The 11,415-nt window shown below is 34.8% G+C and carries 22 protein-coding genes; all 22 read right to left on the bottom strand.

The genetic code is table 11. The features are described from left to right. Positions 1-11 precede the first annotated feature (11 nt). Positions 12-464, bottom strand: a complete 453-nt coding sequence (gene rplO, locus WNY60_RS12650) for a 50S ribosomal protein L15 (protein WP_090841251.1) — start codon at positions 462-464, stop codon at positions 12-14. 11 nt (positions 465-475) lie between these two features. Beyond that, positions 476-658: a 50S ribosomal protein L30 gene (gene rpmD, locus WNY60_RS12645; RefSeq protein WP_028283887.1), complete on the bottom strand. Its 183-nt coding sequence runs from the start codon at positions 656-658 to the stop codon at positions 476-478. Between the two features lie 11 nt (positions 659-669). Next, positions 670-1,194: a 30S ribosomal protein S5 gene (gene rpsE / locus WNY60_RS12640; RefSeq protein ID WP_099570084.1), complete on the bottom strand. Its 525-nt coding sequence runs from the start codon at positions 1,192-1,194 to the stop codon at positions 670-672. A gap of 6 nt (positions 1,195-1,200) precedes the next feature. Beyond that, positions 1,201-1,554, bottom strand: a complete 354-nt coding sequence (gene rplR / locus WNY60_RS12635) for a 50S ribosomal protein L18 (RefSeq protein ID WP_145000895.1) — start codon at positions 1,552-1,554, stop codon at positions 1,201-1,203. A gap of 9 nt (positions 1,555-1,563) precedes the next feature. Continuing rightward, complete coding sequence (gene rplF, locus WNY60_RS12630) at positions 1,564-2,106, bottom strand: 50S ribosomal protein L6 (RefSeq protein ID WP_342862570.1); 543 nt, start codon at positions 2,104-2,106, stop codon at positions 1,564-1,566. An 18-nt stretch (positions 2,107-2,124) separates the two neighbouring features. Then, positions 2,125-2,523, bottom strand: a complete 399-nt coding sequence (gene rpsH / locus WNY60_RS12625) for a 30S ribosomal protein S8 (protein ID WP_145000899.1) — start codon at positions 2,521-2,523, stop codon at positions 2,125-2,127. 59 nt (positions 2,524-2,582) lie between these two features. Then, positions 2,583-2,852: a 30S ribosomal protein S14 gene (gene rpsN, locus WNY60_RS12620; protein WP_028283882.1), complete on the bottom strand. Its 270-nt coding sequence runs from the start codon at positions 2,850-2,852 to the stop codon at positions 2,583-2,585. Between the two features lie 3 nt (positions 2,853-2,855). After that, positions 2,856-3,407 (bottom strand): 50S ribosomal protein L5, encoded by a 552-nt coding sequence (gene rplE / locus WNY60_RS12615; RefSeq protein ID WP_145000902.1) that lies wholly within the window; start codon positions 3,405-3,407, stop codon positions 2,856-2,858. A 2-nt stretch (positions 3,408-3,409) separates the two neighbouring features. After that, positions 3,410-3,721: a 50S ribosomal protein L24 gene (gene rplX / locus WNY60_RS12610; protein ID WP_292946130.1), complete on the bottom strand. Its 312-nt coding sequence runs from the start codon at positions 3,719-3,721 to the stop codon at positions 3,410-3,412. A gap of 11 nt (positions 3,722-3,732) precedes the next feature. After that, a complete protein-coding gene (gene rplN, locus WNY60_RS12605) occupies positions 3,733-4,101 on the bottom strand; it encodes a 50S ribosomal protein L14 (protein ID WP_028283879.1) in 369 nt (122 codons plus the stop codon). Between the two features lie 2 nt (positions 4,102-4,103). Continuing rightward, on the bottom strand, positions 4,104-4,361 hold the full coding sequence (gene rpsQ / locus WNY60_RS12600) for a 30S ribosomal protein S17 (protein ID WP_028283878.1): 258 nt from the start codon (positions 4,359-4,361) through the stop codon (positions 4,104-4,106). A 13-nt stretch (positions 4,362-4,374) separates the two neighbouring features. Further along, complete coding sequence (gene rpmC / locus WNY60_RS12595; protein ID WP_028283877.1) at positions 4,375-4,566, bottom strand: 50S ribosomal protein L29; 192 nt, start codon at positions 4,564-4,566, stop codon at positions 4,375-4,377. 13 nt (positions 4,567-4,579) lie between these two features. Beyond that, positions 4,580-4,999 carry a 50S ribosomal protein L16 gene (gene rplP, locus WNY60_RS12590; protein WP_028283876.1) on the bottom strand — a complete coding sequence of 140 codons (420 nt, stop codon included), beginning with the start codon at positions 4,997-4,999 and terminating at the stop codon, positions 4,580-4,582. Positions 5,000-5,019: 20 nt separating this feature from the next. Beyond that, positions 5,020-5,739, bottom strand: a complete 720-nt coding sequence (gene rpsC / locus WNY60_RS12585) for a 30S ribosomal protein S3 (RefSeq protein WP_028283875.1) — start codon at positions 5,737-5,739, stop codon at positions 5,020-5,022. Positions 5,740-5,746: 7 nt separating this feature from the next. After that, positions 5,747-6,154 carry a 50S ribosomal protein L22 gene (gene rplV / locus WNY60_RS12580; RefSeq protein WP_145000908.1) on the bottom strand — a complete coding sequence of 136 codons (408 nt, stop codon included), beginning with the start codon at positions 6,152-6,154 and terminating at the stop codon, positions 5,747-5,749. Positions 6,155-6,157: 3 nt separating this feature from the next. Then, positions 6,158-6,436, bottom strand: coding sequence for a 30S ribosomal protein S19 (rpsS, locus tag WNY60_RS12575; RefSeq protein WP_028283873.1), 279 nt, complete (start codon positions 6,434-6,436; stop codon positions 6,158-6,160). A 6-nt stretch (positions 6,437-6,442) separates the two neighbouring features. Beyond that, the gene (gene rplB, locus WNY60_RS12570; protein WP_145000910.1) at positions 6,443-7,267 is read right to left on the bottom strand and encodes a 50S ribosomal protein L2; all 825 of its coding nucleotides are present in this window, start codon (positions 7,265-7,267) and stop codon (positions 6,443-6,445) included. Positions 7,268-7,277: 10 nt separating this feature from the next. Further along, entirely contained in the window at positions 7,278-7,568 is a 291-nt protein-coding gene (gene rplW / locus WNY60_RS12565; protein WP_028283871.1) for a 50S ribosomal protein L23, read from the bottom strand. A 7-nt stretch (positions 7,569-7,575) separates the two neighbouring features. Next, positions 7,576-8,205: a 50S ribosomal protein L4 gene (rplD, locus tag WNY60_RS12560; RefSeq protein ID WP_145000912.1), complete on the bottom strand. Its 630-nt coding sequence runs from the start codon at positions 8,203-8,205 to the stop codon at positions 7,576-7,578. Beyond that, a complete protein-coding gene (rplC, locus tag WNY60_RS12555) occupies positions 8,205-8,822 on the bottom strand; it encodes a 50S ribosomal protein L3 (RefSeq protein WP_028283869.1) in 618 nt (205 codons plus the stop codon). Before rplC ends, rplD begins: the two co-directional genes overlap by 1 nt. A 145-nt stretch (positions 8,823-8,967) precedes the next feature. Then, positions 8,968-9,273 carry a 30S ribosomal protein S10 gene (rpsJ, locus tag WNY60_RS12550; RefSeq protein ID WP_010181931.1) on the bottom strand — a complete coding sequence of 102 codons (306 nt, stop codon included), beginning with the start codon at positions 9,271-9,273 and terminating at the stop codon, positions 8,968-8,970. An 11-nt stretch (positions 9,274-9,284) separates the two neighbouring features. Beyond that, the gene (gene fusA / locus WNY60_RS12545; RefSeq protein WP_145000914.1) at positions 9,285-11,411 is read right to left on the bottom strand and encodes an elongation factor G; all 2,127 of its coding nucleotides are present in this window, start codon (positions 11,409-11,411) and stop codon (positions 9,285-9,287) included. Positions 11,412-11,415 lie beyond the last annotated feature (4 nt).

Raw genomic sequence — 11,415 nt, 5'->3', positions numbered from 1 at the left:
TTCGATTGTTCTTATAAAGTTACAGCTTCTCCTCCTGCAGCTTCAATAGCAGCTTTTGCAGTAGCAGTAAATTTATGAGCTGTGATACTTAATTTAGCTTTTAATTCTCCTCTTCCTAAAATCTTAACTAGCTCGTTTTTACCAGCTAAACCAAGACCTACTAAAGTATCAAAATCTAAAGTATCTTTAATTTTCTTATCGTCAACTAATTGTTGAATAACATCCAAGTTAACACCTTGATGCTCTATACGATTAATGTTAGTAAAACCAAACTTAGGTACTCTACGTTGAAGTGGCATTTGCCCTCCTTCGAAACCTACCTTCTTAGAATAACCAGATCTTGACTTAGCTCCTTTGTGACCACGTGTCGCAGTACCACCTTTACCAGAACCTTGTCCTCTTCCTATTCTTTTACCTTGATTTTTAACTGAACCTTCTGCAGGTTTTAAATTACTTAAATCCATTTTCAGTATTATTATTTAGTTTCTTCTACAGAAACTAAGTGGTTTACTTTTGCTACCATACCTAAAATATTAGGAGTAGCCTCATGTTCTATAGTTTGTCCAATCTTCTTAAGACCAAGAGCTAATAAAGTTCTTTTTTGTCTTTGAGTTCTGTTGATTGCACTTTTAACTTTTGTTACTTTTATCTTCGACATTGCTGTTGGGATTATCCGTTAAAAACTTTTTCTAAAGAAACACCTCTTTCACGAGCAATCGTTTTAGGGTCTCTTAATTGTAATAAAGCATCAAAAGTAGCCTTAACAACATTATGTGGATTTGATGAACCTTGAGATTTAGATAAAACATCATGTACACCTACTGCCTCTAAAACTGTTCTCACAGCTCCACCAGCAATAACTCCTGTACCAGGAGCAGCAGGAATAATATTTACTCTTGCTCCACCAAATTTACCTTTTTGTTCATGAGGTAATGTTCCTTTCATGATAGGGATACGAACTAGGTTTTTCTTAGCATCTTCTATTGCTTTTGCAATTGCACTAGCAACATCTTTTGATTTTCCTAAACCTTGACCTACAACACCTGCTTCATCTCCAACCACTACGATTGCAGAAAAACCAAATGCTCTACCTCCTTTAGTTACCTTAGTAACTCTTTGCACACCAACTAAACGATCTTTAAGATCTAATCCACTTGGTTTTACTAACTCTGCGCTTTTGTATTTTTGATACATAATTTCTTAGAATTTAAGTCCTCCTTCTCTAGCTCCTTCAGCTAACGATTTTACTCTACCATGATATAAATAACCACCTCTATCAAAAGCGATCGTTTCAACACCAGCCTTCAAGGCTTTTTCTGCGATAGACTTACCTACTAATGCAGCTAGTTCTACTTTATTTCCTTTTGCAGCAATATCTTTATCTCTTGAAGATGAAGCAGCTAATGTTTTACCAGTAACGTCATCTACTAATTGAGCATAAATTTCTTTATTACTTCTAAAAACAGCTAATCTAGGTCTTGCTTCTGTACCAGAAACAACCTTACGGATTCTGTTTTTAATTCTTATTCGTCTTTCGTTTTTTGTTAACGCCATAACTAATTATTATGCTGATTTACCTGCTTTTCTTCTTAATATTTCTCCAACAAACTTAATACCTTTTCCTTTGTACGGTTCAGGTCTTCTAAATCCTCTGATTTTAGCAGCAACTTGTCCTACTAATTGTTTATCATGAGAAGTTAATTTGATTATTGGATTCTTACCCTTATCAGAAACAGTTTCTACTTGTACTTCTGGTGCTAAACTTAAAATAATGTTGTGTGAAAAACCTAAAGCTAATTCAAGGACATTGCCTTGATTAGAAGCTCTATAACCTACACCAACTAATTCTAATTGTTTAGTCCAACCTTTTGAAACACCTTCAATCATATTAAAAACTAATGAACGGTATAAACCATGCTTAGCTTTTTGATCTTTAGTATCTGTAGAACGTGTTACTAATACATTTCCATCTTCAACTTTTACTTCAACAGTATCAAAATCTTGAGTTAACTCACCTAATTTTCCTTTTACTGTTATTGTATTGTTATCAACTGTTACAGTTACTCCTTCTGGAATGGCAACTGGATTATTTCCTATTCTTGACATTTTCTTCTGGATTTTAAATTAGTAAACGTAACATAAAACTTCACCACCAACGTTTTCTCTTTGCGCTTGCTTTCCAGTCATTACTCCGTGAGAAGTTGAAACGATTGCAATACCCAAACCATTAAGTATACGTGGTAATTCTGTAGAACTAGAATATTTACGTAAACCAGGCTTACTGATTCTTTGCAATTTTCTAATTACAGGTTCTTTTGTTTCCTTATTGTATTTTAAGGCAATTTTGATTGTACCTTGAACAGTAGAATCATCGAACTTATAACTTAAAACATATCCTTGATCGAATAATATTTTAGTAATGTCCTTTTTTAAATTTGAAGCAGGAATTTCTACAACTCTGTGATTAGCACGCACTGCGTTTCTAATTCTAGTTAAGTAATCTGCTATTGGATCTGTATACATATGTATTTATTTGCGGACTTGGTTTTCAGAATATCCCGAACCTAAGACCAATTAAAATTTTACCAACTTGCTTTTTTAACACCTGGTATTAAACCTTGATTTGCCATTTCTCTAAACATAACACGAGAAAGTCCAAAGGTACGCATATATCCCTTTGGTCTACCTGTTAATTTACATCTATTATGTTGACGTATAGGCGATGCGTTTTTAGGTAACTTTTGTAATGCTTGATAATCTCCAGCTTCTTTAAGAGCTTTACGTTTTTCAGCATATTTAGCTACTGTCTTCGATCTTTTAACCTCGCGGGCTTTCATTGATTCTTTAGCCATAACTTAGTTTTTTTGAAAAGGTAACCCTAATTCTGTTAATAATGATTTTGCTTCTTTATCTGTTTCAGCAGAAGTTACAAATGTAATATCCATTCCATCAATTTTATTAACTTTGTCAATATTTATTTCTGGAAAGATAATTTGTTCAGTAACTCCTAGATTGTAGTTACCTCTTCCGTCAAAACCTGTCGCTTTTATTCCGTTAAAATCTCTAACACGTGGAAGTGCAGAAGTTATTAAACGATCTAAAAACTCATACATTCTTTCTCCTCTTAACGTAACTTTAGCACCAATTGGCATCCCTTTACGTAATTTGAAAGTTGCAACATCTTTTTTAGATAAAGTAGATACAGCTTTTTGACCTGTGATAGTTGTAAATTCATCAACTGCATGGTCAACCAATTTCTTATCAGCAACTGCAGCCCCAACACCTCTAGATAATACTATCTTTTGTAGTTTTGGCACTTGCATTACATTACTGTATCCAAATTCTTCTGTAAGAGCAGCAATTACTTTGCTTTTATACTCTTCTTTTAGTCTCGGTGAATATTCCATAACTATATTACTTCATTTGATTTTTTAGAAAATCTGACTTTTTTATCACCTTCCATTCTAAATCCTACTCTAGTCTCTTCTCCTTTAGAAGTTAATAAAGATAGGTTAGAAATGTTGATAGATGCCTCTTTTTCTACAATACCACCTTGAGGATTTTGTGCACTTGGTTTAGTATGTTTCTTAACCATGTTTACTCCTTCAACTATAGCTTTGTTCTTCTCGATAAATACTTTTTGTACTTTACCTTCAGAACCTTTATGATCACCAGCTATAACCTTGACGATATCTCCTGTTTTTATTTTTAGCTTTGTCATTTTTTTATCAATTAAAGCACCTCTGGTGCCAATGATACAATTTTCATGAATTGTTTATCACGAAGTTCTCTAGCTACAGGTCCAAAAACACGTGTACCTCTCATTTCTCCCGTAGGATTTAAAAGGACACAAGCGTTATCATCAAATCTGATATAAGATCCGTCTGGACGTCTAACTTCTTTTTTAGTACGCACAACTACTGCTGTTGATACTGCTCCTTTTTTAATGTTTCCATTAGGAGTTGCATCTTTAACAGTGACAACAATTTTGTCACCTACAGAAGCATATCTTCTTTTAGTACCACCTAAAACACGGATAGTTAATACTTCCTTTGCTCCAGTGTTATCTGCTACTCTTAGTCTTGATTCTTGTTGTACCATAATTACTTCGCTCTTTCAATTATTTCAACTAATCTCCAACATTTAGATTTACTTAAAGGTCTTGTTTCCATGATCTTTACTGTATCTCCAATATTACAATCGTTTGTCTCATCGTGTGCAACATATTTTTTTGTTTTCAACACGAATTTTCCGTACATAGGGTGTTTTACTTTTTTAACTTCTGCAACAACAATTGATTTTTGCATCTTGTTACTAGTAACGATCCCGATACGCTCTTTTCTTAAGTTTCTTTTTTCCATCTTGTAAGCAGAATTATTTTAAATCTCTTTTAGTTAATTCTGTTGCAATTTTTGCAACCGTACGTCTTACTTGACGTAATTGAATAGGATTCTCTAAAGGAGAAACTGCATGAGCCATTTTTAAATCTGAATAGCTCTTCTTTGTTTCACTAAGTTTCTCTTGTAACTCAGCTACAGATAATTCTTTAATTTCTGATTGTTTCATAATATCAAATAAATTATGCTTCGTAATCTCTAGCGATTACAAACTTAGTTTTTACTGGTAATTTTTGAGCTGCAAGTCTTAATGCTTCTTTAGCTACTTCTAAAGGCACTCCTCCAACTTCAAAAAGGATTCTTCCTGGTTTAACAACTGCTGCCCAATATTCTACTGCTCCTTTACCTTTACCCATACGTACTTCAAGAGGCTTTTTTGTAATCGGCTTATCTGGAAATATTTTAATCCAAAGTTGACCTTCTCTTTTCATGTAACGTGTAGCTGCAATACGAGCTGCTTCTATTTGACGTGATGTTAAAAAATTAGAATCCAATGATTTTATTCCAAAAGTTCCGTTTGAAAGTAAGTGACCTCTACCAGAGTTCCCTTTCATACGTCCCTTTTGCATTTTTCTAAATTTTGTTCTTTTAGGCTGTAACATTTTTTCTGTTCTTTAAAAAATTACTTTCTACGACGTTGTTGTGGTTTACCACCTCCTTGACGTCCACCTTTTCCTTGCTTCTTAGCTAAGCCAACAAGAGGAGAAAGCTCTCTTTTACCATATACTTCACCTTTCATGATCCATACTTTAACCCCTAATCTACCGTAAGTAGTATGAGATTCAACTAAAGCATAATCAATATCGGCTCTAAAAGTTGATAAAGGAATACGTCCTTCTTTGTAGTGTTCTGAACGTGCCATTTCAGCTCCATTCAAACGACCACTAATCTGTACTTTAATTCCTTCAGCATTCATACGCATTGTTGCAGCAATAGCCATTTTAATTGCACGTCTATATGAAATTCTATTTTCAATTTGACGAGCAATACTAGTTGCTACTAAAAACGCATCAAGTTCAGGTCTCTTAATTTCAAAGATGTTAATCTGAACTTCTTTACCTGTAATTTTCTTAAGTTCTTCTTTTAACTTGTCTACCTCTTGTCCACCTTTTCCGATAATAATACCAGGTCTAGCAGTAGTGATAGTAACGGTTACAAGTTTTAAAGTTCTCTCAATAATTACACGAGATACACTAGCTTTAGATAAACGCGCGTGAACGTATTTTCTAATCTTATCGTCTTCGGCAAGTTTATCACCATAATCGTTTCCTCCGTACCAGTTAGATTCCCATCCTCTGATAATTCCTAAGCGATTTCCGATTGGATTTGTCTTTTGTCCCATATCTATCTTAGCTTTGTGTTTTATTATTAGCTCCAACCACGATAGTTACGTGGTTTGAGCGTTTTCTTATTCTGTGAGCACGTCCTTGTGGTGCTGGACGTAATCTTTTTAACATAGATCCACCATCTACTCTTATTTCTTGAACAAATAATTCAGCATCTTCGATACTTGCATCTTCATTCTTAGCTTGCCAATTAGCTATCGCAGAAAGTAATAATTTCTCTAAACGATTTGAAGCTTCTTTTTGACTAAACTTTAAAATATTAAGTGCCTTTTCTACGCGTTCACCTCTTACTAAATCGGCTACTAAACGCATTTTTCTTGGTGACGTAGGACAGTTATTAAGTTTAGCGAAAGCTATTTGCTTTTTACCCTCCTTAATAGCGTCTGCCATTTGTTTTTTACGACTTCCCATAGCTTACTTTTTACCTTTATTTTTAGCACCAGCGTGACCTCTAAAAGATCTTGTTGGTGAAAATTCTCCTAACTTATGTCCAACCATGTTTTCTGTAACGTAAACTGGAACAAACTGACGACCGTTATGAACTGCAATTGTTTGCCCAACAAAATCAGGTGTTATCATACTTGCTCTTGACCAAGTTTTAATAACAGTCTTTTTGTTAGCTTCCACATTGTCAGCTACTTTTTTCTCTAATTTATAGTGAACGTAAGGTCCTTTTTTTAATGATCTTGCCATGATTTCTTATTTCTTTCTACGTTCTACAATATATTTATTACTCGCTTTAGTTTTAGAACGTGTTCTATATCCTTTAGCTGGTATACCGTTTCTAGAACGTGGATGTCCACCTGATGACTTACCTTCACCACCTCCCATTGGGTGATCAACTGGATTCATTACAACTGGTCTTGTTCTTGGTCTTCTACCTAACCATCTACTACGTCCAGCTTTACCTGAAACAAGTAATTGATGATCTGAATTAGAAACTGCTCCTATCGTTGCCATACATGTAACTAAAATTAATCTAGTTTCACCTGATGGTAATTTAATAGTAGCAAACTTACCATCTCTAGCCATTAACTGAGCAAAAGCTCCAGCACTTCTTGCCATTACAGCACCTTGTCCTGGTCTTAACTCAACACATGAGATAATTGTTCCTAATGGAATATTAGCTAATGGCATTGCATTTCCAATTTCCGGAGAAGAACCTTCACCTGAAACAACAGTTTGACCTACTTGTAAACCATTTTGAGCAATGATATAAGTTTTCTCACCATCTTGGTAATTCAATAATGCGATAAACGCTGTTCTGTTTGGATCGTATTGTATTGATGCTACTTCAGCAGGAATACCTGCTTTAGATCTTTTAAAATCAATTATACGATATCTACGTTTGTGCCCACCACCTTTATAGCGCATGGTCATACGTCCTTGACTGTTTCTACCACCTGATCGTTTTTTCGGAGCTAATAAGCTTTTTTCCGGCTTGTCAGTAGTAATGGCGTCAAATCCGTTTACTACTCTAAATCGCTGACCTGGTGTGATTGGTTTTAATTTTCTTACTGACATTTGTCTTTAATTACATGTTAGTGTATAAATCAATCATTTCACCTTCCGCCAGTTGTACAATTGCTTTTTTCTTAGCATTTGTTTTACCATGTTGAATACCAGTTTTAGTAAACTTGGTACTTCTATCTGGACGGACATTTATAGTACGAACTTTTTCAACAGAAACTCCATAAGCAGCTTCCACTGCTTTTTTGATTTCTACCTTGTTCGCCTTAGTGTTCACAAAGAAACTATAGCAGTTGTTTAACTCGCTATTAGCAGTTGCTTTTTCTGTGATTATAGGTTTAATTAAGATATTCATTTTGCTTCTATTTACTTAAATTCGACTCAATTCCTTCTAAAGAGCTCTCTAAAAGGACAACTTGATTTGCATTTAATATTTTGTAAGTACTTAATTCTGAGGCGATTATGACTTCTGAGCCTTTCAAATTACGTGACGACAAATATACATTATTATTTGACGTACCCAACACAAACAGTGATTTTTTGTTTTGTAGGTCTAACGCATTTAATACAGCTGTAAAGTTTTTAGTCTTTGGAGCATCAAAATTAAAGTCCTCTAGGACGATAATAGACTTTTCATTTGCCTTAATACTTAAAGCTGATTTACGCGCTAAACGTTTTAAGCTTTTATTAAGTTTGAATGAATAGTTTCTAGGTCTTGGTCCGAACATACGTCCTCCACCTCTAAAAACTCCTGACTTAATACTACCTGCTCTGGCAGTACCTGTACCTTTTTGTTTTTTAATCTTACGTGTACTTCCAGTAATCTCAGCACGCTCTTTAGCTTTGTGAGTACCCTGTCTTTGATTTGCTAAGTATTGCTTAACATCCAAATATACAGCATGATTATTAGGTTCAATAGCAAAAACACCATCAGAAAGGTCTGCCTTTCTACCTGTTTCTTTTCCGTTTATATCTAAAACTGCTACTTTCATTATTTTCTGATAATTACATAAGCGTTTTTATGTCCAGGTACACAACCTTTAACAACTAGTAAGTTCTTTTCAGGAACTACTTTTAAAACTCTTAAATTTTCAACTTTAACTGAATCTGTTCCCATTCTACCTGCCATACGCATTCCTTTGAATACTCTTGCTGGATAAGATGCTGCTCCAATAGATCCTGGTGCTCTTAAACGGTTATGTTGTCCGTGAGTAGCTTGACCTACACCACCAAACCCATGACGTTTTACAACCCCTTGAAATCCTTTTCCTTTTGATGTACCTGATACATCAACAAATTCACCTTCTACAAAGTGCTCTACAGTGATTGCATCACCTAACTTGTACTCCGCATCAAAACCTTTAAATTCAACGATTTTGCGTTTTACAGAAGTCCCTGCTTTTTTAGCGTGACCTAAGTCAGCTTTAGTAGCACTTTTTTCTGTCGCGTCATCGAAACCAAGTTGCACAGCATTATAACCGTCAACTTCTTCAGTTCTGACTTGGGTAACGATACATGGTCCAGCTTCGATTACTGTACATGGTACATTCTTACCATTTTCATCGAAAATGCTGGTCATACCGATTTTTTTTCCAATTAACCCAGACATAATTATTATTTATTTATTATTACTATTTATTAAAAAATATTCAAGGCTGAAAATACGTTTCAGCCTTGAATTGTATTTTTACCGTTTTTCCTTCGCTCGAAGCTTAGGACATGTTTCGCTTAAAATCTTTAAACGAATAAATTACTTATACTTTAATTTCAACTTCTACTCCACTTGGTAATTCAAGTTTCATTAAAGCATCAATAGTCTTTGAAGATGAAGAGTAAATATCTAATAATCTCTTGTAAGAGCTTAATTGAAATTGTTCTCTAGACTTCTTATTTACGTGTGGGGAACGTAATACAGTAAAGATTTTTTTATGAGTTGGTAATGGAATTGGTCCAGTTACTACAGCTCCAGTACTTTTTACTGTCTTTACAATCTTCTCAGCAGATTTATCTACTAAATTGTGATCGTAAGATTTTAATTTTATTCTAATTTTTTGACTCATTTCTTTAAGATTTACGATTCAACGCCTTTAGCAGCTTTAATTACTTCTTCTGAAATATTAGAAGGAGTTTCAGCATAATGTGAAAATTCCATTGTAGAAGTTGCTCTACCAGAAGATAATGTTCTTAATGTTGTAACATAACCAAACATTTCAGATAATGGCACAGTAGCTTTAATTGTCTTAGCTCCAGCACGATCACCCATACCTTCCATCATACCTCTTCTTCTATTTAAATCTCCAACAATGTCACCCATATTTTCTTCAGGAGTAATTACCTCAAGCTTCATGATAGGCTCCATTATTACAGCTTTAGCAGCTTTAGCACAATTTTTAAATCCTAGCTTAGCAGCCAACTCAAAAGATAATTGATCAGAATCCACATCATGGTAAGATCCATCTTTTAAAGTAACTTTCATTGAGTCGATTTCATAACCTGCTAATGGACCGTTAACCATTGCCATCTTAAATCCTTTTTCAATTGAAGGGATAAATTCCTTAGGAACGTTACCACCTTTAATTACAGATTCAAACTGTAATCCAACAACACCTTCGTCTGCTGGTTCAACAGTAAATACGATATCGGCAAATTTACCACGTCCACCTGATTGTTTCTTATAAACTTCTCTATGATCTGCCGATGCAGTAATAGCTTCTTTATATTCAACTTGAGGTTGACCTTGATTAACTTCTACTTTAAACTCACGTCTTAAACGATCTACAATTACATCTAAGTGAAGCTCTCCCATTCCAGAAATAATAGTCTGACCTGAAGCTTCATCTGAACGCACTGTAAACGTCGGATCTTCTTCTGCTAATTTAGCTAAACCAATACCTAATTTATCAACATCAGCTTTAGTTTTAGGCTCAACCGCGATACCAATTACTGGATCTGGGAAGTCCATAGACTCTAAAATGATTGGATGATCTTGGTCTGATAAAGTATCTCCTGTTTTGATAGATTTAAATCCAACAGCAGCTCCAATATCTCCAGCCTCGATAAAATCAATTGCATTTTGCTTGTTAGCATGCATTTGATAGATACGAGAGATACGTTCTTTTTTACCAGAACGATTATTTAACACATAAGAACCTGCATCTAAACGACCAGAGTAAGCTCTAAAAAATGCTAAACGTCCTACGAAAGGATCCGTTGCAATTTTAAACGCTAATGCTGCAAAAGGTTCGTCAACACTTGGCTTACGTAATTCTTCTTTTTCAGTATCTGGATTCATCCCTTTAATACCTTCCTTGTCCATTGGAGAAGGCAAGTAACGACATACAGCATCTAACAAGAATTGTACACCTTTATTTTTAAAAGCTGAACCACAAATCATAGGAATGATTGCCATATCCATTACAGCAGCTCTAAGTGCAGCATGCACTTCTTCTTCTGTAATTGAATCTTCATCTTCCATGAATTTTTCTAAAAGATTCTCGTCATAACTTGCTACTTCTTCAATTAAAAGTGCACGGTATTTACGAGCTTCTTCTTTCATATCCTCAGGAATTTCGATAACATCGAAAGTTGCTCCTTGAGTTTCATCGTGCCAAACAATAGCACGGTTTTTTACTAAATCTATGATACCTTTAAAATCTTCTTCATCACCAATGTTTAAAACAATTGGCACTGCGTTAGACTTTAACATATCTTTTACTTGTTGACAAACAGCTAAAAAGTCAGATCCTTGACGGTCCATCTTATTAACAAAACCAATTCTTGGTACTTTATAATTGTCTGCAAGTCTCCAGTTAGTTTCAGATTGAGGCTCAACACCATCAACTGCACTAAACAAGAATACTAAACCATCTAATACACGTAAAGATCTATTTACCTCTACAGTAAAATCAACGTGACCTGGAGTATCAATAATATTAAAGTGATAATCCTTTGTTGTTGGTGTAGGTTCTGCATTTTCTAATGGGAACTTCCAAGTACAAGTTGTAGCTGCAGACGTAATAGTAATACCACGTTCCTGCTCTTGCTCCATCCAGTCCATTGTAGCAGCACCATCATGCACTTCTCCAATTTTATGCGAAACACCTGTATAATAAAGAACACGCTCTGTTGTTGTAGTTTTACCTGCATCAATATGAGCTGCAATTCCAATGTTTCTTGTATATTTTAAATCTCTAGCCATGTCT

This window comes from Olleya sp. AS48 (assembly GCF_038900355.1).
Classification (GTDB): domain Bacteria; phylum Bacteroidota; class Bacteroidia; order Flavobacteriales; family Flavobacteriaceae; genus Olleya.
Note: the sequence above shows the minus strand (reverse complement) of the source record. Positions and strands in the feature narration are given on the sequence as shown.

Excerpts from the sequence above, each read along its gene's own strand:
- rplO (WP_090841251.1), bottom strand. The coding sequence starts at position 464 with ATGGATTTAAGTAATTTAAAACCTGCAGAAGGTTCAGTTAAAAATCAA.
- rpmD (WP_028283887.1), bottom strand. The coding sequence starts at position 658 with ATGTCGAAGATAAAAGTAACAAAAGTTAAAAGTGCAATCAACAGAACT.
- rpsE (WP_099570084.1), bottom strand. The coding sequence starts at position 1,194 with ATGTATCAAAAATACAAAAGCGCAGAGTTAGTAAAACCAAGTGGATTA.
- rplR (WP_145000895.1), bottom strand. The coding sequence starts at position 1,554 with ATGGCGTTAACAAAAAACGAAAGACGAATAAGAATTAAAAACAGAATC.
- rplF (WP_342862570.1), bottom strand. The coding sequence starts at position 2,106 with ATGTCAAGAATAGGAAATAATCCAGTTGCCATTCCAGAAGGAGTAACT.
- rpsH (WP_145000899.1), bottom strand. The coding sequence starts at position 2,523 with ATGTATACAGATCCAATAGCAGATTACTTAACTAGAATTAGAAACGCA.
- rpsN (WP_028283882.1), bottom strand. The coding sequence starts at position 2,852 with ATGGCTAAAGAATCAATGAAAGCCCGCGAGGTTAAAAGATCGAAGACA.
- rplE (WP_145000902.1), bottom strand. The coding sequence starts at position 3,407 with ATGGAATATTCACCGAGACTAAAAGAAGAGTATAAAAGCAAAGTAATT.
- rplX (WP_292946130.1), bottom strand. The coding sequence starts at position 3,721 with ATGACAAAGCTAAAAATAAAAACAGGAGATATCGTCAAGGTTATAGCT.
- rplN (WP_028283879.1), bottom strand. The coding sequence starts at position 4,101 with ATGGTACAACAAGAATCAAGACTAAGAGTAGCAGATAACACTGGAGCA.
- rpsQ (WP_028283878.1), bottom strand. The coding sequence starts at position 4,361 with ATGGAAAAAAGAAACTTAAGAAAAGAGCGTATCGGGATCGTTACTAGT.
- rpmC (WP_028283877.1), bottom strand. The coding sequence starts at position 4,566 with ATGAAACAATCAGAAATTAAAGAATTATCTGTAGCTGAGTTACAAGAG.
- rplP (WP_028283876.1), bottom strand. The coding sequence starts at position 4,999 with ATGTTACAGCCTAAAAGAACAAAATTTAGAAAAATGCAAAAGGGACGT.
- rpsC (WP_028283875.1), bottom strand. The coding sequence starts at position 5,739 with ATGGGACAAAAGACAAATCCAATCGGAAATCGCTTAGGAATTATCAGA.
- rplV (WP_145000908.1), bottom strand. The coding sequence starts at position 6,154 with ATGGGAAGTCGTAAAAAACAAATGGCAGACGCTATTAAGGAGGGTAAA.
- rpsS (WP_028283873.1), bottom strand. The coding sequence starts at position 6,436 with ATGGCAAGATCATTAAAAAAAGGACCTTACGTTCACTATAAATTAGAG.
- rplB (WP_145000910.1), bottom strand. The coding sequence starts at position 7,267 with ATGTCAGTAAGAAAATTAAAACCAATCACACCAGGTCAGCGATTTAGA.
- rplW (WP_028283871.1), bottom strand. The coding sequence starts at position 7,568 with ATGAATATCTTAATTAAACCTATAATCACAGAAAAAGCAACTGCTAAT.
- rplD (WP_145000912.1), bottom strand. The coding sequence starts at position 8,205 with ATGAAAGTAGCAGTTTTAGATATAAACGGAAAAGAAACAGGTAGAAAG.
- rplC (WP_028283869.1), bottom strand. The coding sequence starts at position 8,822 with ATGTCTGGGTTAATTGGAAAAAAAATCGGTATGACCAGCATTTTCGAT.
- rpsJ (WP_010181931.1), bottom strand. The coding sequence starts at position 9,273 with ATGAGTCAAAAAATTAGAATAAAATTAAAATCTTACGATCACAATTTA.
- fusA (WP_145000914.1), bottom strand. The coding sequence starts at position 11,411 with ATGGCTAGAGATTTAAAATATACAAGAAACATTGGAATTGCAGCTCAT.